At 62.4% G+C, this 18,172-nt stretch carries 17 protein-coding genes and 1 tRNA gene; 7 read left to right on the top strand and 11 right to left on the bottom strand.

Features of this window, described 5'->3' with window-relative positions:
• Positions 1 to 265: 265 nt before the first annotated feature.
• The gene (locus tag AKL29_RS22970) at positions 266 to 586 is read right to left on the bottom strand and encodes a helix-turn-helix domain-containing protein (protein WP_050385730.1); all 321 of its coding nucleotides are present in this window, start codon (positions 584 to 586) and stop codon (positions 266 to 268) included.
• Positions 587 to 711: 125 nt separating this feature from the next.
• Positions 712 to 2,133, bottom strand: a complete 1,422-nt coding sequence (mgtE, locus tag AKL29_RS22965) for a magnesium transporter (protein WP_050385729.1) — start codon at positions 2,131 to 2,133, stop codon at positions 712 to 714.
• An 84-nt stretch (positions 2,134 to 2,217) separates the two neighbouring features.
• On the opposite strand from mgtE, the gene AKL29_RS22960 reads away from it, so the two are divergent.
• Both AKL29_RS22960 and AKL29_RS22955 read left to right on the top strand, forming a co-directional pair.
• Positions 2,218 to 3,033: a polysaccharide deacetylase family protein gene (locus tag AKL29_RS22960; protein ID WP_082190670.1), complete on the top strand. Its 816-nt coding sequence runs from the start codon at positions 2,218 to 2,220 to the stop codon at positions 3,031 to 3,033.
• Positions 3,034 to 3,129: 96 nt separating this feature from the next.
• Positions 3,130 to 4,509 carry a polysaccharide deacetylase family protein gene (locus AKL29_RS22955; RefSeq protein WP_050385727.1) on the top strand — a complete coding sequence of 460 codons (1,380 nt, stop codon included), beginning with the start codon at positions 3,130 to 3,132 and terminating at the stop codon, positions 4,507 to 4,509.
• A gap of 6 nt (positions 4,510 to 4,515) precedes the next feature.
• Here the strand turns inward: AKL29_RS22955 and AKL29_RS22950 are convergent, their stop codons facing one another.
• From AKL29_RS22950 to AKL29_RS22925, 6 genes are all read right to left on the bottom strand, one after another.
• The gene (locus tag AKL29_RS22950) at positions 4,516 to 4,890 is read right to left on the bottom strand and encodes a hypothetical protein (protein ID WP_050385726.1); all 375 of its coding nucleotides are present in this window, start codon (positions 4,888 to 4,890) and stop codon (positions 4,516 to 4,518) included.
• Positions 4,891 to 4,952: 62 nt separating this feature from the next.
• Entirely contained in the window at positions 4,953 to 6,881 is a 1,929-nt protein-coding gene (locus tag AKL29_RS22945) for a hypothetical protein (RefSeq protein ID WP_050385725.1), read from the bottom strand.
• A gap of 167 nt (positions 6,882 to 7,048) precedes the next feature.
• Positions 7,049 to 7,984, bottom strand: coding sequence for a lysylphosphatidylglycerol synthase transmembrane domain-containing protein (locus AKL29_RS22940; protein WP_050385724.1), 936 nt, complete (start codon positions 7,982 to 7,984; stop codon positions 7,049 to 7,051).
• A gap of 103 nt (positions 7,985 to 8,087) precedes the next feature.
• Complete coding sequence (locus tag AKL29_RS22935; protein ID WP_050385723.1) at positions 8,088 to 9,287, bottom strand: hypothetical protein; 1,200 nt, start codon at positions 9,285 to 9,287, stop codon at positions 8,088 to 8,090.
• Positions 9,288 to 9,357: 70 nt separating this feature from the next.
• Complete coding sequence (locus AKL29_RS22930) at positions 9,358 to 10,335, bottom strand: polysaccharide deacetylase family protein (protein ID WP_160321773.1); 978 nt, start codon at positions 10,333 to 10,335, stop codon at positions 9,358 to 9,360.
• 29 nt (positions 10,336 to 10,364) lie between these two features.
• Positions 10,365 to 11,162: a class I SAM-dependent methyltransferase gene (locus tag AKL29_RS22925; protein ID WP_050385721.1), complete on the bottom strand. Its 798-nt coding sequence runs from the start codon at positions 11,160 to 11,162 to the stop codon at positions 10,365 to 10,367.
• 335 nt (positions 11,163 to 11,497) lie between these two features.
• Between AKL29_RS22925 and AKL29_RS22920 the strand changes: the two genes are divergently transcribed.
• The 3 genes from AKL29_RS22920 to AKL29_RS22910 are packed head-to-tail and all read left to right on the top strand — an operon-like array spanning position 11,498 to position 15,527.
• Positions 11,498 to 12,448: a glycosyltransferase family 2 protein gene (locus AKL29_RS22920; protein WP_050385720.1), complete on the top strand. Its 951-nt coding sequence runs from the start codon at positions 11,498 to 11,500 to the stop codon at positions 12,446 to 12,448.
• A 24-nt stretch (positions 12,449 to 12,472) separates the two neighbouring features.
• Positions 12,473 to 14,503: a hypothetical protein gene (locus tag AKL29_RS22915; protein ID WP_050385719.1), complete on the top strand. Its 2,031-nt coding sequence runs from the start codon at positions 12,473 to 12,475 to the stop codon at positions 14,501 to 14,503.
• The gene (locus AKL29_RS22910) at positions 14,487 to 15,527 is read left to right on the top strand and encodes a DUF354 domain-containing protein (RefSeq protein WP_063779928.1); all 1,041 of its coding nucleotides are present in this window, start codon (positions 14,487 to 14,489) and stop codon (positions 15,525 to 15,527) included. Before AKL29_RS22915 ends, AKL29_RS22910 begins: the two co-directional genes overlap by 17 nt.
• Positions 15,528 to 15,783: 256 nt before the next feature.
• Here the strand turns inward: AKL29_RS22910 and AKL29_RS22905 are convergent.
• Together AKL29_RS22905 and AKL29_RS22900 are read right to left on the bottom strand one after the other, a co-directional pair.
• Positions 15,784 to 15,868: transfer RNA gene (locus AKL29_RS22905), tRNA-Leu, on the bottom strand.
• Between the two features lie 93 nt (positions 15,869 to 15,961).
• Positions 15,962 to 16,207, bottom strand: a complete 246-nt coding sequence (locus tag AKL29_RS22900; RefSeq protein ID WP_021080574.1) for a FliM/FliN family flagellar motor switch protein — start codon at positions 16,205 to 16,207, stop codon at positions 15,962 to 15,964.
• A gap of 60 nt (positions 16,208 to 16,267) precedes the next feature.
• Here AKL29_RS22900 and lipB point away from each other — a divergent pair, with 60 nt between their 5' ends.
• Positions 16,268 to 16,996, top strand: coding sequence for a lipoyl(octanoyl) transferase LipB (lipB, locus tag AKL29_RS22895; protein WP_050385717.1), 729 nt, complete (start codon positions 16,268 to 16,270; stop codon positions 16,994 to 16,996).
• Between the two features lie 3 nt (positions 16,997 to 16,999).
• Here the strand turns inward: lipB and AKL29_RS22890 are convergent, their stop codons facing one another.
• Positions 17,000 to 17,425: a tautomerase family protein gene (locus AKL29_RS22890; protein ID WP_050385716.1), complete on the bottom strand. Its 426-nt coding sequence runs from the start codon at positions 17,423 to 17,425 to the stop codon at positions 17,000 to 17,002.
• 115 nt (positions 17,426 to 17,540) lie between these two features.
• Here AKL29_RS22890 and AKL29_RS22885 point away from each other — a divergent pair.
• Positions 17,541 to 18,172: LysR family transcriptional regulator (locus tag AKL29_RS22885; protein WP_244482334.1), on the top strand; the 632-nt coding region annotated here is incomplete at its 3' end.

Below are 18,172 nucleotides of genomic sequence, written 5' to 3'. Positions count from 1 at the left end.
CTGCGCCCTCTGTTTCCAGAGCGGCGAAACGAAGAGCAAAGCTCGGGCAAATCGTGTCGCGAGAATGTGGAAGTTTGACTCCCGGTCGTGCAACACACTCGCTGTCGTCCCTGCGAAAGCAGGGACCCCTAATCACAGATCGGCATTGTTGCGGGACGGTCGAACGACGAGTCCCGTTCACAACACGGGCCGCGGAGTATGGGTCCCTGCTTTCGCAGGGACGACACCGACATTGCAGCAATGATGGGGAGCGCGCCCTAGCCGCTCAAGCCGCCGTCGGCTCGCTCGACAGCGCGGCGAATACTGTCTCCGGCGAATGGGCGATCACGGCGAGCAGCGCGCGGGCAGGTCCGCGCGGCGCGCGCTTGCCCTGCTCCCAGTTGCGGATGGTCTCCACGGGCACGCCGAGCTTGGCGGCGAATTCCAGCTGGGTGAGCTGGGCTCGGCGGCGCAGATCGCGTACGGCCGGCTGCGCTGCCGCAGGCTGCATCGCCGCCTGGTCGGGATGTGCGGGCATGAGCGGGATTTCCTGCCCGTCGCGCAATTCGACGATCCGTCCGTCCGCCTTGAGCCGCAACCGCTGCATGATGGCCCCCGTGATGGCCCCTTGGAGATAGCGGCATCATCGATGAAGCGCGTTAAGTTCGGATTAACGATAAGCGGCCCAGCGCGGCTCGCGCCCGAACCAGCGCCGCCCTGCCCGCGAGCGCGTTACTTGAGGCCGAACCACAGCGTGGCGATGCCGAGAAACGAGAAGAAGCCGACCACGTCGGTGACGGTGGTGACGAAGGTGCCGGAGGCGACCGCCGGATCGGCCCGCACCCGTTCCAGCACCATGGGGATCAGGATCCCGCCGAGCGCGCCGGCGACCAGATTGCAGATAATCGCAAGCCCGATCACGATGCCGAGGCCGGGGATCTTGAACCAGGCCACCGCGGCGACGCCGGTGATGACGGCAAAGGCGATGCCGTTGACGAGCCCGACCATGGTCTCGCGCAGCACCACCCGCATCGCGTTGTAGGAGCCGAGCTCGCGGGTGGCGAGCGCGCGTACCGCGACCGTCATGGTCTGGGTCGCGGCATTGCCGCCCTGGCTCGCCACGATCGGCGCCAGCACCGCGAGCGCCACCATCTTCTCGAGCTGGCCCTCGAACAGGCCAAGCACCGACGAGGCAAGGAACGCGGTCGCGAGATTGACCAAGAGCCAGTTGAAGCGGCCGCGGGCGATGGTCCACACCGTGTCGGACAGCTCTTCGTCGCTGGTGACGCCGCCGAGCGCCTTCAAGTCTTCGTCGGCTTCCTCCTCGATCACGTCGACGACGTCGTCGATGGTGATCACGCCGACCAGCCGGTCGATGGTGTCGACCACCGGAGCTGCGACCAGATTGTACTTGCCGAACATCCGCGCGACCTCTTCCTGGTCCTCCAGCGCGGAGACCCGGCGGCGGTCCTCATCGATCAGGTCCTTGATCGGAACCGGGCGGCGCGTGCGCAGCAGCACGTCGAGCGGCACCGCGCCCAGCAGGTGCTTGTCGGCGTCGACCACGTAGATCTCGTAGAAGCGGTCCGGCAGATCCGGCGTGTCGCGCATGTAGTCGATTGCCTGCCCGACATTCCAATCCGGCGGCACCGCGATAAACTCGGTTTGCATCCGCCGGCCGGCGGAATTCTCCGGGTACAGCAGGCTGCGCTCGATGTCCTCGCGCTCGGCCGCCGGCAGCTTCTCCAGGATCTCTTCCTGGTCCTCCTCGTCGAGGCTCTCCAGGAGCTCGACGGCATCGTCGGATTCGAGCTCGCGGACGCCCTCGGCAACCGTCTCCGGCTCGAGTTCCTCGAGGATCTCCTCGCGGACGGTCTCGTCGACCTCGTTGAGCGCCGAGAAGTCGAAATCGGTGCCGGTGATCTCGACCAGGGTGACGCGCTCGTCCGGCGCCAGCGCCGCGATCAGGTCGCCGAGATCGGCCTCGTGCAGTTCCGCCACCACCTCGCACAGCAGCGGCCGGTCGGCGGCGTGGATGGCCCGGGTGATCGCCGCAACGAATTCGCCGCGGAGCTCGCCCTCCTCGTCCCGCATCGACATCCGGGCCAGCGGATCGGCCTCGGCGGGTTCGGCAACGTCGAAATTCTCGGCCATGCCGTGTTTCGCCGGTTTGACAGGAGGGGAAAAACTGGTTGGATGAGTGCGGAACGGATTACCTAATCGGTGGGGCCCAGTGCAATGAGAAAGATGTCGAGCGCACCGCGACCGCTCCGGAAGGCTTTCGCGGCGCTGGTCGCGCTCGCGCCTGTTGCAGTGTTCGGCTCGACGCACGCCGCCGAATGCCAGCGCAAGGACGCGCTCGGCACCTCACGTGTGCTCGAGGTCGACCCTGCGACCTATCCCCGCGTCGGGCTGAAGAGCTTTCCGCAGACCCTGCCGCTCAGGGATGGCGAGGTCGTGCTGACCTTCGACGACGGACCGACGCCGGGGGTCACCGACAAGGTGCTGACGGCGCTGGCGGCCGAATGCGTGCAGGCAACCTTCTTCATGGTCGGCCGCAACGCGGCCGATCATCCCGATATGGTCCGCAAGATCGCGCGCCTCGGCCACAGCATCGGCTATCACAGCTGGGACCATCCGCATCTCAACAAACTCCCGCTGGATCAGGCCGAGGCGAACATCAACCGGGGGATCGAAGCGGTCCAGAAGGCCCTGCGCGGCACCGAAAGCACGATTCCGAGCACGCCGTTCTTCCGGTTCCCCTATTTCGAATCGACACCCGCCCTCCTGGACCACCTGGAAAAGCGCGGTATCGCGGTGTTCGGAGCCGATTTCTGGGCCAGCGATTGGAACAAGATGACCCCCGAGGAGGAACTCAAGCTGCTCACCGGGCGGCTCGAAGGCCACCGCAAGGGAATTATCCTGCTGCATGATCCGCAAGTGCGGACAGCCGAGATGCTGCCCGCCTTCTTGAGGTACCTGCAGGAGCATAAATACCACGTCGTCCACATCGTCCCGGCGGCGCTGAAAACCGTGTCCGACCGGACACATTGAACCCGGGACCCATGGTGGATTACAGACCGTTAAGGCGGCATTCATGGCGCCGCACCTAAGGATTCGTCAGTGCGTTTGGAATGCGGCCGAGATTCGATGATTGCAAACGTCCTGGTGATGATCCGGAAGCGGTCGCGGACCGTGGTCCGCGCGACGCTGCTGGGCTGCGGCTTGATGACGCCGTACGCTGCCCTCGCTGCAGATTGCCCTAACCCCAACGCACTCGGCACCTCGCGGACCCTCGTCGTCGATCCCAAGGAGCATCCCCGGATCGGCACCATGCAGTATCCGGAGACCTTGCCGCTCGCCGATCACGAAGTGGTACTGACCTTCGACGACGGGCCGCTGCCGAAATACAGCAACCAGGTGCTGGCCATTCTCGCCAGCCAGTGCGTCAAGGCGACCTTCTTCACCATCGGCTCCCAGGCCCGATTCAATCCGGAGGGCGTGCGCAAGCTGATCGCAGCCGGACACACGGTCGGCACGCACAGCCAGAACCATCCGCTGACGATGAACAAGATGCCGCTCGAGAAGGTGCGGCAGGAGGTCGACGACGGCATTGCCTCGACGCTCGCAGCCCTCAATGGCGACAAGAGCAAGCTCGCGCCGTTCTTCCGGATTCCCGGCCTGATGCGCGCCGAGATCCCGGAGGCCTATCTGGCGTCCCAGGGCATCCAGGTCTGGAGCGCCGACTTCCCCGCGGACGACTGGCGCCACATCTCGCCGCAGCGAGTCTATGACCTCGCGATCCAGCGGATCGAAGCCAAGCGCAAGGGCATCCTGCTGCTGCACGACATTCAGCCGCGCACCGTTGCGGCGCTGCCGCGCATCCTCAACACGCTGAAGGAGCGCGGCTACCGGATCGTTCATGTCGTGCCCGCAACGCCCGATCGCCCGGCGACGCCGACCCAGCCGCAGCAATGGTACCTGCATCCACCGACCGAGACGGTGGCGACCACGCGCTGGCCCAAAATTCCGAACTTCGTGTTCACCGCGACGCGGGCGCTGCCTGCCCCGGTGTTTGCCGACATGGATTGGCGCGATGCCGATATCCTCGACCACGCACAGCGCACCCGGGTCGCGATGCCCGTCCGCACGCTGTGGCCGCAGCCCCAGCTTGCGCGGTTCGCAACCGTCCCGACATTGCCGGTCCCGGCGTCCGACGTGTTCCGCGTTCCCGAAGCGCTCGACCTGACCCTGCTCGCGGCCCGATCGGCGGCCAATCGCCGCCTCGCGCAGCGTGCGGCCGTTGGCGTTGGCGTACCGCGCGCGCAGGCGTTCTCCGCGCGTCAGGCCCGGCATCCGAAGCGGGCCGCGCATCAAGGGCCCGCCGCGGCGCACGGCCGAGCCCATGGCGCCCCCTTGCATGTCGCGCCGCCGGCTGCCGACAATGCGTCAGTCCACCTCGCCAACAACATGAAGAAGCGCACGCCGCGCGCCGAGGCGTCGGCGGCCGGCAAGCGCGTGCCTGATTGACGTGATCTAGCCGGCCACGATCTTGGCGACGCAGAGCAGGATCACCAGCGCCAGGAAGAAGATGTCGATATAGGATTTGATCTCGCCGGCATGCCTGAGCACGGTGACATCGGCGACGATCTGCCTGCGCGAGGCGACAGCATTGGGCCCCTCGCCCGCCGCCGCGGCGAGCCGTCGCGTCTCGCCCTCCAAGCGCTCGATGCGCTGGAAGAAATAGAACGAGCGCAGGCCGGAAAAGGCGTGCATCGCCGCATAGACCAGGACCAGAATCGCGACCGTCGCGCGCTGCTCGTACTTCTCCAGAAGGTTCAGCGTGAAATAGACCAGCCCCAGGAACACGAAGTTGGAGACAACACGGTAGGCGTAGCTGGCAAAGATCATCAAGCGCTCCGAGTAAGGCAAGCTTGCAGCCGCGCGATCGCTCGCGTTGCCAAAGTCGCCAGTTAGGGCGCCGCCCGCACGTAGATGCGCCATGGCTCGACGCCATACATCTTGAAGTTCGGCGAGGCCAGCGCTTCAAGAAGCGGCGCCGCAGGCCCGGCCATGTCGACGTACAACCCATCATAGAGAACGACAGCGCAGATACTGCGCTTGTCCAGCTCATGCAGCAGCTTTTCCTTGTCGCGCTCGACGAGAAGGTCGCGCATGTATTTGCTGTAGAGTTGCAGAACCTGCCGTTGGGCGAGAAAATTGATGCCGGTATCCTCGGCCAGTACCCGACACGTCGGTGGCAGGCTCGCGGTCAAAGCGTTCAACTGCCTGGCAACCCGTTGATAGCCGCTCGTTGAATAGTACGTCCATCGTTTGACGAGCATACAGGTCGTGGCAACTGCCACACCGAGAATCGCCAACGACAAGGCAACCCGGGTCCAGGTTTCGCGGCGCTCGACGCTTGTTGACGTGGCGGTCAGCGCAACCGGAGCAACCGCTATTCCCCAAGCGACGAACAGAGCCGCGAACATGTAAAACTGCATCGCGTAGCGCGCATTCAACACTGTCCAACTCGACAGATTGTAGTATCCGACATCGAAGGCGCCCAACAGCAGGAGTATCTGGCTGAGAAACCACGCCGCAAACATCGCCCCGATCCGCCAGTCGATTGACTGGAGTGTAGAGCGACCTCGGGACAAAACCCGCTGGACGGCGTACCAGACTATCGTCGCGAACAAGACGACAAGCGCCGCTGCGCTCGGCCATCCACCGTCCCTGGCAAAACTGATGAGGAGCCGGCTAGACAGAACTGCGCCTTCGCCGATACGTGCCGTATCTCGCGCTTCGATGCTGTGCGCATAGAGCGTACCGGCGGCGACCCGGGCTGCGTCAACGTTGTCGCCGGTCAGGGAGCCGGTCTTGTAATAGGCCATTGCGACATGAAGGCCGCCCAGGCAATAGCCTGCAGCCACTGCGGCGGTCAGCAGCGCAATGCGCGTCGGGGACTGCCCGAATGAAACGCTCAGAAGCGTCCAGGGCGCGACAATCAGCGGCACAAGGACAATGGATAGTGCATGGCCCTGCATCGCCCAGCCGCCGAGCACAACGCCCGATAGCGCAGCTCCCACGCTTGGGTAACGCGCACCGTCTTGCCACTGCGCCACAAGAAACGTGCAAAGCAGCAAGAGCGCCGTTAGTCGGAATACGTCGCGGCTGCCGTCGATTGATCCGCTGTGGATGAGAGGGACCGCCAGAAGCAGAAGCGGTAGAAGGATCGCGAGGCCACGCACCCGCGCAGCGCTCGCGAGAGCCACGCCCGCCGCAACATAGGTGACGATCGTCAGCTGGAATGCAACGCGCGGCACCATTTCGTCGCTCAATCCGGCCCCGCCGAGACCGGACCAAAGCAGGGCCGACGCATTGTAGGCCGGCCAGAGCAGGCCATGGGGATCGCCGCGCAGAGTGCCGTCGGAAAGGCCTCCGATCCCGGAGGCATCGAAGAAGCTACGTTGCGAAAGAAGTTGCCGCGCTTCCGCAAGGTACTGCATTGCGTCGGAATTGCCGGTCACCTGGCCGGCATAGAACCAGAGCCGCGGCACGATAATGCAGGCCACCATCAGTACGGCCACGACCGACGCCAGAACGACCGGATCGCGCAACGCGCGGTGGTTCTTGGGACCTCGAGGCGTCGGTCCTTTCCATGGCACTGCAAGCAACGCCAATCCAACGATGAACGGCGCGCTGGCGTGCCCTCCAAGGGCCAGCCCAGGTGCAACAAGTGTGAGCAGCAACAACAGACATGCTGTGACAAAGCTGGTCGTCGCCACTCCGAAGGCAATACGCCCAAAGGGAGGAATCGGGAGGACGCTGTCAAAGACGTAGAAAAACCTCGCCAAGCCGGAAGCTAGAACGAGCTGGCCGATCAGAAACGGAGTGCTCAAGCCATTGTCCCTTTGTCGTTCGGCCCATTGCGCAAATTTCAAACCCCGGCATTCGGCTCGTGCTAAGCGTTCCCTATCGCGAAGCCGGAACTCGACGATGTTGTAGTCACCCCGCGCACGGGCGGCTACCCAATCTTCGGGCGGTCGCGGCGCGTCAAGCAGTTGCTCTACGGCCGAGAACGCGTTGCGATCAGTCCGGAGACGACGAAACCAATCAGTAGCGGAAGAACCGTGCGCACGGTGCGGTGAATCAGAGCAAGCGCTGCAGCCGTCTCCGCGGAAGCTCCAGCCTGCTGCAACAGCAGCACGAACGTGACGTCACGCACCCCCAGTCCCAACGGCAGCAGGGAAACTGCGCCGGCCAGATAAGAAATGACGATCGCGTGCCCGATGGCCACAAGGGGAAGATCAGCACCCAAGGCCCGGCCGAGATACCAAATCGAAGCGACGTCGACCACATAAGTTGTCGCAAGCCACAGCGTCGCGACAGCCAGCGCAAATGGCTTAATCCCGAACATTGCGTTTCGCAGATCGAAGACGAACTGACGGATCGGCCCGGAGGCCCGAAACAACGGGCCGAGTACCCACATCTTGTCCAACACCGCAGGACCAAGCCCCACGGCTGCGAGGCCGGCGATCAGCAATCCGGCGGCCGCAAGCGAAAGCGGGACCGCGCGATCACCTGCCAATTCGCCCGGAATGACCAGGACCGCCCCCATCAAGAACAGCCAAAGAAGGCTTTCGATCGTCGTTTGAGCCGCGCCGACACTCACCGGGATATCCGCCAGCATCTTGTAGAACGCCAGGCGCGCCGGCACGCCGAGCTTAGGATCCCCGGCAAGGCTCACCGTGCCCGCTGCCAGCATGGCCATCATGACATCCATCAGGCTGGCTGGATGACGCATTCCCGCCAACAGCGTCGCTGCGCCTGCAGCATGCAGCGCAATCATAACGATCGACGAGAGGCAGAGTACGAGTAACGTCTGAATCGAGATCGACCGAAGAGTGTGCCAATCGATGCGATCGACCAAATAGAATAGCGCCGCAGCGCCCACAATGAAGGCCGCGCCCCAAAGCAACCGCTTGCGAGTAAGCAGACCCATCAGGCTCCGTGCCTCTCAATTGAGTTCGAGCCGCAAGAGAGGTTCCCGGCGAGCAACGCGCAGCGTGGCAATCCGGCTCGCAGCGAGCGGCGGGTGAGGATTTTCATCCACGCTCCGTGACGGAAAAATTCGCCAGATATTTGCTGGTCGCCTTGTACATCGGTGCTTGCGTCCAGCGAATAAAGATGGCGTCGTTGTTGTTGCCGTTCTCGAACGCCTTGTAACGGAACTTGCCCTCGCCGGCATAAAAGCGATCCATGGCAAAAGCCATGTGGCGCTTTGCCAGACTTTTATCCCCGTAGGCCAATGCGGTCATGATGCTCTGTGCGACATCGTGGGAATCGATTGGCCAGGTCTGCTCGGGACTCCAACGCGGCTTGTCGTCGTCGATCAACTGGGCCTGCATATAGCCCCAACCACGCCCGATCGCATCCGCGATACGTTGGTCTCCCATTGTCGCGTTGACTTCGATAAGCCCTTCGATGATGTAGCCGGTGTGCCGGCTATCGATGATCGTGTCGACAGGGTGATCGCGGAACGCCGGCGCATAGAACCAGGATCCATCCGGATTTTGATGGTGCACGGCGAACAAGGCTGCCCGCCCGGCAAGCACGACGAGTTCGTCGCGATCAAGCACCCTTCCCGCCCGGGCCAGCAAGCCTGCGGCTGCAACACTTGCATTGATTATCAGACGCGTGTCGCCCGGACCAAAATAGACACATGCGCCTTCGGGCAACTCGATCATGCCCGCCTCCTCCAGCATGAAACGTATGCCGGATTCGAGCAGCGCCAGCCCCCGGTCGCGGTCGAGCAGATGGATGGCATCGAGGAGACCGGTCAACACAATGGTGGACGTAATCGTGGTCGGCCAATGCTTCGGGTGCTTTCCCGTTCCTCCCCAGTTGAACGGCAAACCCCAAGCTGCATTGCGAGCCAGCGGGCTACGCGTGTCCTCCAGCAGGGTCAGCAACCTCGCCGCTCGTCGACGCGAAACCTTGCCGTCGGGTTGGCGAGCTTCACCCGCGAGGCTGTCTCCGAGTGCTTGTGGCATGACAATGGCCGGGGCCGCCTGGAACAGGCGTTTCGGGATCAGAGCATGGTAGGGCTTGAGCGTTCGGCGGGCAAAGTGCATGAGCGGCCCGATGATAGGTCGGCCGCCAACCTGGGAAATAATGTTGTCCAGCTGATAGGGATCGTTGCCGGCATAGTCGTTTTGCTCGAGCCAGTTGCCGAGAGCATCGGACGCTGCGCGAACACGGTCGAGCAGATCCCGATCCGAAGCCGGACCTTGACCGGTCATCATGCGTGGAGGCCTTCTACAAAAAAGCGCGCTGTAGCCATTTACTCTATCGTGTGTGCAACAGGCTAGGCCGCTACCGTTGCCCGACCAGAATCTTCAAGTGCCGCAGCCGTACTTTTCGCATCAGCCAACCGGTGAGTTCGACATTGCGAAACAGCAGATCGGAGCGAACGACCGGTAGCGATTGGCCTACCGCTTCCTTGCTGGAGACTGGATCGACGGCGCGAGCCGCACGCTCCAGCGTCGTAATCTCTCCGTCAAAGCGACCGACGCAGTCGGCCAGTAATTCATCGAGAACCGCACAAGCGCGTTCGTCCGGCCGAAACCCGCGTTCGATATCTATCAACGAATAGGAATGCAAGAACAGCACGATGATTTGCTGATCGGACGCCAAGACGGCTTCGATCTGGCGGCGCAACTCGCCGGGACTGCACCAGTCCGGATCGAGCTTCTTCGTCAGCGACAGCAGGCGGGCCGGTCCAATCGCAAGATCGCAGCGCGTCACGGTCACGGGAACTTCGAGCAGATCGCCATGCCGAACAACGGCGTTCGCTGTGAGCGGGGGATGATTGAGTCCGCAGTGCGGATAGCCGTAAAAGACACTCGAATCGATCTCGATGCCATTTTGCTCCAGGGCAGCGAGCGTATCGTAGTTGGCGCCGTAGCCGCCGGCGCGATGGCTGACAGGCGGTCGGCCGGTCCAGGATTCAATCAGCGCCACCCCTTCGGAGATGAACCGGCGCTGCTCGTCGAGCGACAGCGTCTTCATCGTCTGCGCCATTCCGTATCCACGCTTTCCCTCCGGAAACGCCGGATGGGTGTGCAGGCCAACCTCATGGCCACGCTCGGCGATCTCGCGTGTCACGCCGGCAACGAGCTCCTCGCTGACGGTCCGGCGGTTCTGGACATCGACAAAGAAGGTGCCGCGGCCGCCGTGTCGTTCGAGGATATCCATGATGCGCGGAGTTGCGTAATCGCGCCCGGCGTTACGGCCCCGATAGGTGTCGATCGGAGGCCGCGGCTCGAAGAAGTCCTCGACGTCTACGGTCACGACGAATTTCGGGCGCTGTCGTCCCGGCTTCATTTCACTGCCTGTGCAATCACAAGGTGGAAACGGGCGCGGCGTCCGAATGTCGGATGCTTTGCAAGCCAATGATCAAGGCTCTGCGTGGCGTCGATCAGGCCCGACATGACCGGAAACAAGGGCGGCCAGATGTTCAGCGGAAATTCCGGCACGAAATCGGGAATGAGCCGCATTCCGGATATCTCTATCATCTTGAAGCGGCCCTGCAGCAGACGCTCGAGCTCTTCGCGAGAGAACAAGACGCGGTGATAGCTCGACGCCCCCTTCACGATGCGCTGCACAAGCTTCGCGAGATAATATGGCGAGTAGTAAAGATAGCGCGAGAAGCGTGCTGTCTCCTGGCTGTTTATGATCGTTGCGCAGAATGTACCGCCCGGCCGCAGCACTCGACGGATTTCATCGAGCGCAGCGTTCAGGTCGGGAAAATTGTTGGGGGCCGTGCACGATACGACCAGATCAAAGCTATTGTCCGGAAACGGCAACGCCATCGCATCGCCAATACCGTAGGTTGCCGGGAGGCCGCCATTCAGCGCCCGCGCATGGGCGATCATTTCGGGGCTGAAGTCCGCACCGTGCACGGTGAAATCTCCGCCCTGATCTCGCTTGCTTTGCGCAAGCCATCGCGTCAAACGCCCCTCGCCGCAGCCAAGGTCGAGGATATTTGTCGCCGCCGCAACGAGCGGGGCCATGGCTTCCCGCTCGAGCCTGTCGGTGTAAACCTGAATGGGGCGGGCTCTGAGCGCAGTGTAGTTTTTCGCCTGCAGGTTGTAGAAGCGGAGCGTTTCCTCGTTCATGGAGTGCGATCCGCGCCTGCCCGCCGAAATTGATTCTGACGCATCTTATTGATCTTACTGAATAATATGGCGCAACCCGTTTGAAGACGCGAATCCGCGGGCTTGGCCTGCTGCCCCTTCGCCGGCACCAAAGTCGAAAATGCAACAAATTCAGACACGAGAGCCAGAAAAATTGGAGCCGAGCGCGATCTCCTGACCGACGCGTCGGTGGACAGCCTATTGACGAAACTGCAGATACCGCATTCAAGCAGGGTGGTTCAACCTGGAACAGAGGCTTAAGCAGGTTCCCCAACCGGCCTACGACTCACGAAGCCGCGCCGCGGCGGGAAATGCGCATGTATAAATCGAAGACTGTCGCGGTTGTGGTGCCTTGTTACAACGAGGAAAAACTGATCGGCCGCGTCATCGAGACCATGCCGGAATTTGTCGACCACATCGTCTGCGTGGACGACCAGAGCCGCGACCGCACCGCCGAGATCGTCGAGCGCTATTCTGCCGCGCAACCCGAACGCGTCATACTGATTCGGCTGCCCAAAAATGAAGGTGTCGGTGGGGCGATCGCCGCCGGTTATCGCTGGGCGCGCGACCACGACATCGATGCGACAGCCGTCATGGCCGGCGACGCGCAAATGGATCCCGGCGACCTGCACGCACTGCTTGAGCCCGTCATTGCCGATGAAACCGATTACGCCAAGGGAAACCGGCTCTTCACCGGCGAGGCGTGGAACCTGATTCCGCGCGTTCGCTACATCGGTAACGGATTGCTTTCGATGTTGACCAAGATCGCCTCCGGCTATTGGCACGTGGCGGACTCGCAGACCGGTTACACTGTGGCCAACCGGAAGGTGCTCAAGACGCTGAACCTGGACGACATCTACAAGCGGTACGGGATGCCGAACGACATGCTCGTGAAACTGAATATCTTTGATTTCAGAGTACGCGACATCCCGATCAAGCCGATCTACGGTATCGGCGAACAATCGGGCATCAAGCCAATTCGCCTTGTGCCGAGGCTGTCACTGTTGCTCGTGCGATTGTTTGCCTATCGCATGCTGCAGAAATACATCATCCGCGACTTTCATCCGTTGGTGCTGTTCTATTTCACGGGCGCTGTTTTACTGTCCCTCGGCATGCTCGTCGGACTCTACGTTGTGATGCATCGGCTCTTCATTGGATTCGTGGCAGACAACACACCGCTTTTCACGACATTCCTTGTCTTGATGGGCTGGCAATCCGTCATGTTTGCCATGTGGCTTGACATGGAAATGAACAAGCACCTGAAATAGATCGAGCGACGGCGAGCGGTTGCGATGTGCGGCATTTTCGGAGTGATTACGAGCCCGGGCGCGCTTGATCGCGAGATCATGGAACGCGCCGTCTCACGGCTGTTCCTCCTGTCGGAAACGCGCGGCAAGGAATCGTCCGGGCTCGCCATCATTGGGCCGACCACCGTCACCTTTCGCAAAAGCGCGCAGCGTCCGCGCGATTTTCTCTCCTCGACAGACTTTTCTCCCTTCTTCAAGGGCGCTCTGGACACGCTCTACAAGTCTCGCGAGCCCATCGCTGTCTTTGGACATTCGAGGCTCGTCACGAACGGCACTCAAAACCTGCACGCGAACAACCAGCCGGTTCTTGCCGGCGGCATCCTGGGCGTTCACAACGGCATCATCGTCAATGACGAAGATCTGTGGCGAACCATAAACACGGCCGAGCGGCAGGCCGAAGTCGACACCGAAGTGATGCTCCAATTGCTCCGCCAGCATCTCGATCGGGGCGAATCCCTCGCCGACGCGATGAGTTCGACGTTCCGCAGGTTGCTTGGGACGGTTTCGACCGCACTCGTGTTCGACGACCTCAACTGCATGGTCCTCGCAACGAATAACGGCTCTCTTTATGTGGCGCCGAGCCCGGCCGAGGACACAATCGTCTTCGCCTCCGAGCGCTACATTCTGGAGGAATTCCTGACCACGCCAGGCCTGGCCTGGCCTGCGCGTCCAGACGCTATCCGACAGATCAGGGCTGGTAGCGCATTGCTGATCGGGCTCGATACGCTGGTCAGCCACGAGATCGATCTTGGGACCGACACCAAAGAGACGCCGGCGATCGCCCCGCGGCGGCGCGAGATCCGGGACGACACACCCGCCAAGGTCCGCAACGCCACGACCTTCAATTCGATGCCCGCAGTCAGGCTTGGCAACTTCTCGCGCTTCGAAATCGATCCGCAACCGATCAAGGCATTGCGCCGGTGCACCCGCTGTATTTTGCCGGAAACGATCCCTTTCATCGCTTTCGACGCAAGCGGCGTCTGCAACTTCTGCCAGAGCCACCAACCGAAGACCTATCTAGGGCGTCCTGCCCTGGAGGCCGAAGCCAACAAGCTGAAGGCACGGCGCAACGGCGCCTCCGCCGACTGCCTCATCACGCTGAGCGGAGGACGCGACAGCAGCTTTGGCCTTCACTACGCGGTGCGTGAGCTCGGCCTGAAGCCGATCGCCTACACCTACGACTGGGGAATGATTACGGACCTGGCGCGCCGCAATCAGGCGCGGATGTGCGGGGCGCTCAAGGTCGAGCATATTCTCGTCTCGGCCGACATTGCCGAAAAGCGGGCAAACATTCGTCGCAACGTCTCTGCTTGGCTCAAGCGGCCGTCACTTGGAATGGTCCCCCTCTTCATGGCCGGCGACAAGCAGTATTTCTACTACGCCAACGACCTCGCGAAAAAGCTTCACCTTGAAGCTACGGTGCTCGCTTCCAATCCGCTGGAGAAGACACATTTCAAGGCCGGCTTTTGTGGTGTGCCGCCCACCCTTGGACACCGGCCGTCACAATTCGCGCAGCTTCAGATGGCGAGCTACTACGGCAAGGAATTTCTGCTCAACCCGCGCTACATCAACAAATCGCTTCTCGACACCGCCGGCGCCTTCTTCAGCTACTATTCGATCAAGCACGAATATCTCCGACTGTTCGACTACATTCCCTGGGTCGAGAGCGAAGTAAACGACACGCTGATCGATCAATACGACTGGGAGACCGCCAACGATACGCGCTCGACCTGGCGCATCGGAGATGGGACGGCTGCTTTCTATAACTACATTTATACGCGGGTCGCGGGCTTCAGCGAGAACGACACCTTCCGCTCGAACCAGATTCGAGAGGGCGTGCTCGATCGAGCGAGCGCGCTTCGTCTCGTCGAAATGGAGAACATCCCGCGCTTCGAATCGATCGCGTGGTATTGCGGCGTAATCGGTCTCGATCCAACCGAGGTGCTGGAGCGCATCGCTCAGATCCCAATGCTCTATCCCAGCAAAGTTAACAAGAGCGATGCACGTTCTGTTTGATATCGGCCATCCCGCGCACGTTCACCTTTTTCGAAACGTGGCGCAGCGCATGCAGGCGCGTGGCGACAAGATCACCGTCACAATCCGTGATCGCGGCATTATCGGTGGATTGCTCGATCACTACGGCCTGCCCTATACCGTCGCCTCGAAGCCGCGCCGGGGCCTTGTCGGCAGCGCCATCGAGCTTGCGATCCACAACTGGCAGGTCCTGAAAGCCGCGCTTCCAGACAGACCGGATTTCCTTGTCGGCACGTCTGTATCGGTTGCTCACGTCGGCCGCGTCATTGGCAGGCCCTCGATCGTCCTGAACGAAGACGACGCCGATTACGTGCCGCTGTTCGCGAAGATTACCTATCCTTTCGCAAATCGCATCGTCATACCGGCGGTCTTGCGGGACAAAAAGACCGCGAAGGTACGGACTCACGACAGCTATCATGAGCTGGCCTACCTCCACCCGAACCATTTCAAGCCCGACCAGGACGTGGTCCGCCTGTTGGGAATAGAGCCTCGCGAGCCATACTTCATCATACGGCTGGTTTCGCTGACGGCTCATCATGACGCCGGCGAGCGCGGGCTTTCCGAGGCTCAGGTTCTTCGATTGATTGCGTTGCTCGAACCGCATGGCCGCGTCTTCATCAACGCGGAAAGCTCCATCGCTCCGCGCCTTCAGCCATACGCTCTGAAGGCTCCGCCCGAGAGCATGCATGATCTTCTGGCTCATGCGAAGATACTGATCAGCGACAGCCAGACGATGACGATGGAGGCGGCTTTGCTCGGTCGCCCCGCGATCCGCTGCAATAGCTTCGTCGGGCGCTGCTCCGTGATCGCTGAACTGGAGCAGCGGTATCGGTTGGCCTGGGGCTTCAAGCCCCAGCAGTTTGAGGAACTGGTGACCCTCGTGTCGGGGATGGTCGCTGATCCAGCATTGGAAGCAACGATGGCGCAGCGGCACGCGCGGGTACTGGCCGAGAAGGTCGACCTCACCGACTGGCTGCTCAAGCAGTTTGATAGTGGCTTTGCGTGATGGCCGGTCGCGCGTGTTGAGGTCAGGCGTCGAGATCTAGCTTAGTCTCGCCGGAAGCGACCGCTATCGCCGAGGTCCAGCGATTCGATCGGCGCCTCGAACTGTCATCGCCCAAGCCGAGAAGATAGCAGCGCAACCCTGCAGGTCCGCGCGACCAGTCATTCGACAGCGCCTTGCCGGGGCCGGACGCGAACGGCGGCATTCCCGGGCACCACCCGGTAAAAGCCTAATGATTTCAGATGGAAACTTGGGTTTATGGTGCGCTCGGAGGGACTCGAACCCCCACGGTGTTACCCACTGCCACCTCAAGGCAGCGCGTCTACCAATTCCGCCACGAGCGCTTGGGATACCGGATGGAACCCCGAAGGCACCGCCGGATCGACGGGGCCATGTAACAAATCACGGATGCAGGGACAAGGCGATTAATGCGGGAATTAACTGCGAACCCCGGGAGATTTCGGCAGCATTTGCTTGACCTCGACCGCAATCCGGTTGCGGTCGACTAGGACCACGCCGCTGGCCACCGGCAGGTTGTTGGCGAGGATCTTGACCTCGTCGGCCTCGGTGGCATCCAGTTCGATGATGGCGCCGCGGGACAGCCGCATGACCTGGTGAATCGGCATCGTGGTGGTACCGAGGACCACCATGAGATCAACGCTGACTTTATCGAGGGTGGGCACTTCTGAACCGCCGAACGGGAACTAGATTGTGGGTTCACCTGACCACGTTAGGGTTAGCTAATGGTTAACGACCGCCAAAACCTCGATTTGACGACCTTTGCGCGCTCTTCGGGCGGCGAAGCGGTCGAATGGCGGATTTCGGACCGCGCGGTGCCCTACCCCGATTCGCTCGCCGCAATGGACGATCGGGTGGCGAAGATCGCAGCGGGCTCGGCCCCCGAACTGGTATGGCTGCTGGAGCACCCGCCACTGTATACCTCCGGCACCAGCGGCAAGGCCGACGATTTGCTCGCGCCGCGCTTTCCGACCTTCCAGAGCGGACGCGGCGGCCAGGTCACCTATCATGGCCCAGGCCAGCGCGTCGCCTATGTGATGCTCGACCTCAAGCGGCGCCGGCCCGATGTGCGCGCCTATGTCGCCTCGCTGGAAGAATGGATCATCCGCACCCTCGCCGCCTTCAACGTCCGCGGCGAGCGCCGCGAGAACCGCGTCGGGGTCTGGGTGCGGCGCCCGGACAAGGGACCAGGCCATGAGGACAAGATCGCCGCGATCGGCGTGCGGCTGCGCCGCTGGGTCTCGTTCCACGGCATCGCGATCAATGTCGAGCCTGATCTTGCACACTTCCAGGCCATCGTGCCCTGCGGCGTGGTCGATCCGCGCTACGGCGTCACCTCGCTGATCGATCTCGGATTGCCGGTCACCATGGCCGATGTCGACGTCGCGCTCCGGCAGGCCTTTTCCGAGGTGTTCGGCGACACCGCAGCGCGCCTGCCGGAAGCGACGTCATAGGCTTCACGCCGCCTTCTGCGGCGCGACCTCGAGCTTGCCGGCGATATAGCGGCGCTCCTGGGTGAGGCCGCCGAAGCCGTAGGCGTCGCCCTTCACCTCATCGACATGGGCGTAGCTCTCGGTGTGGAGCGGCCCGAGCAATTCGCCCATCCGCTTGAACAGCGCCGCGAGATAGGCCGCCTTCTCGTCCTTGGTGTTGGTGCCCTCGGTGACGTGGATGTCGAGCCAGTAGCTCGCGAGCCCCAGCTCGGCGAGCGACTTGCCACCCGCGAACCAGTCGGCCGCATCGGCGGACTTCACAATGATCGCGGTGACCTTGGGATCCTTGTGCAGAATTCCGGCGGTCAGGTCCGACACGGCGGCGGCGATGTCGGATTTCAGCGACGGCCTCTCGCGCGAGGTCGCGTCGGTGACGGTGATGAGCGGCATGATCGGTCTCCTTGAATCCGGTTGGCGCGGGTCAATCGCGCCTCCTCTAGCTAGACCTTCGCGCATCATCTTGGTATCTTATCTAGATTGATAGCAATGATAACGATCATTGATCATGACCACCACGCTCGATATCGACACCGTGCAGGCCTTCCTCCTGGTCGCCGAGCTGCAAGGCTTCACCCGCGCAGCCGAGGCGCTTGGCACCACGCAAGCGGCGATCAGCATGAAGTTGCAGCGGCTCGAAACGGTGCTGGGCAAGCGGCTGGTCGAGCGCTCGCCGCGCGCCGTGCGGCTGACCGCCGACGGCGCGGCCTTCCTGCAGCACGCCCGCGCGCTGATCGAGGTGCATGATCGCGCGCTGGCCGGCGAGAAGCCGGCGCGGCAGCAGCTCACGCTCGGGATCAGCGATCACGCCGCGGGCCCGGAGCTGGTGCCGCTGCTGGAGCGGCTGCACGCGATGGCCTCCCAGCTTGCCCTCTCCGTGACCATCGGCTTCTCGCGCGAAATGCTCGATGCTTACGATTCCGGCGAGCTCGACGCCGTGATCGTGCGCCAGGAGGGCAGCCGGCGCGGCGGCGAGAAGCTGACCGAGGATGAATTCGGCTGGTTCGCCGCCAAACGCTTCGTCTGGCCGCGCGGCGATGCGCTGCCGCTCGCGACCCTCGCCCCGCCCTGCGGCGTGCGCGCCCTCGCGGTGCGGGCGCTCGACAAGGCCGGCATCGCCTGGACCGAAGGCTTCGTCGG

The organism is Bradyrhizobium pachyrhizi, from assembly GCF_001189245.1.
Classification (GTDB): domain Bacteria; phylum Pseudomonadota; class Alphaproteobacteria; order Rhizobiales; family Xanthobacteraceae; genus Bradyrhizobium; species Bradyrhizobium pachyrhizi.
The sequence above is the reverse complement of the archived record's forward strand: the minus strand, read 5'-3'. Positions and strand labels throughout refer to the sequence as shown.

Excerpts from the sequence above, each read along its gene's own strand:
- AKL29_RS22935 (WP_050385723.1), bottom strand. The coding sequence starts at position 9,287 with ATGATGACCGGTCAAGGTCCGGCTTCGGATCGGGATCTGCTCGACCGT.
- AKL29_RS22915 (WP_050385719.1), top strand. The coding sequence starts at position 12,473 with ATGTGCGGCATTTTCGGAGTGATTACGAGCCCGGGCGCGCTTGATCGC.
- lipB (WP_050385717.1), top strand. The coding sequence starts at position 16,268 with ATGGTTAACGACCGCCAAAACCTCGATTTGACGACCTTTGCGCGCTCT.
- AKL29_RS22955 (WP_050385727.1), top strand. The coding sequence starts at position 3,130 with ATGATTGCAAACGTCCTGGTGATGATCCGGAAGCGGTCGCGGACCGTG.
- mgtE (WP_050385729.1), bottom strand. The coding sequence starts at position 2,133 with ATGGCCGAGAATTTCGACGTTGCCGAACCCGCCGAGGCCGATCCGCTG.
- AKL29_RS22920 (WP_050385720.1), top strand. The coding sequence starts at position 11,498 with ATGTATAAATCGAAGACTGTCGCGGTTGTGGTGCCTTGTTACAACGAG.
- AKL29_RS22940 (WP_050385724.1), bottom strand. The coding sequence starts at position 7,984 with ATGGGTCTGCTTACTCGCAAGCGGTTGCTTTGGGGCGCGGCCTTCATT.
- AKL29_RS22890 (WP_050385716.1), bottom strand. The coding sequence starts at position 17,425 with ATGCCGCTCATCACCGTCACCGACGCGACCTCGCGCGAGAGGCCGTCG.
- AKL29_RS22960 (WP_082190670.1), top strand. The coding sequence starts at position 2,218 with ATGAGAAAGATGTCGAGCGCACCGCGACCGCTCCGGAAGGCTTTCGCG.
- AKL29_RS22910 (WP_063779928.1), top strand. The coding sequence starts at position 14,487 with ATGCACGTTCTGTTTGATATCGGCCATCCCGCGCACGTTCACCTTTTT.
- AKL29_RS22970 (WP_050385730.1), bottom strand. The coding sequence starts at position 586 with ATGCAGCGGTTGCGGCTCAAGGCGGACGGACGGATCGTCGAATTGCGC.
- AKL29_RS22925 (WP_050385721.1), bottom strand. The coding sequence starts at position 11,162 with ATGAACGAGGAAACGCTCCGCTTCTACAACCTGCAGGCGAAAAACTAC.
- AKL29_RS22950 (WP_050385726.1), bottom strand. The coding sequence starts at position 4,890 with ATGATCTTTGCCAGCTACGCCTACCGTGTTGTCTCCAACTTCGTGTTC.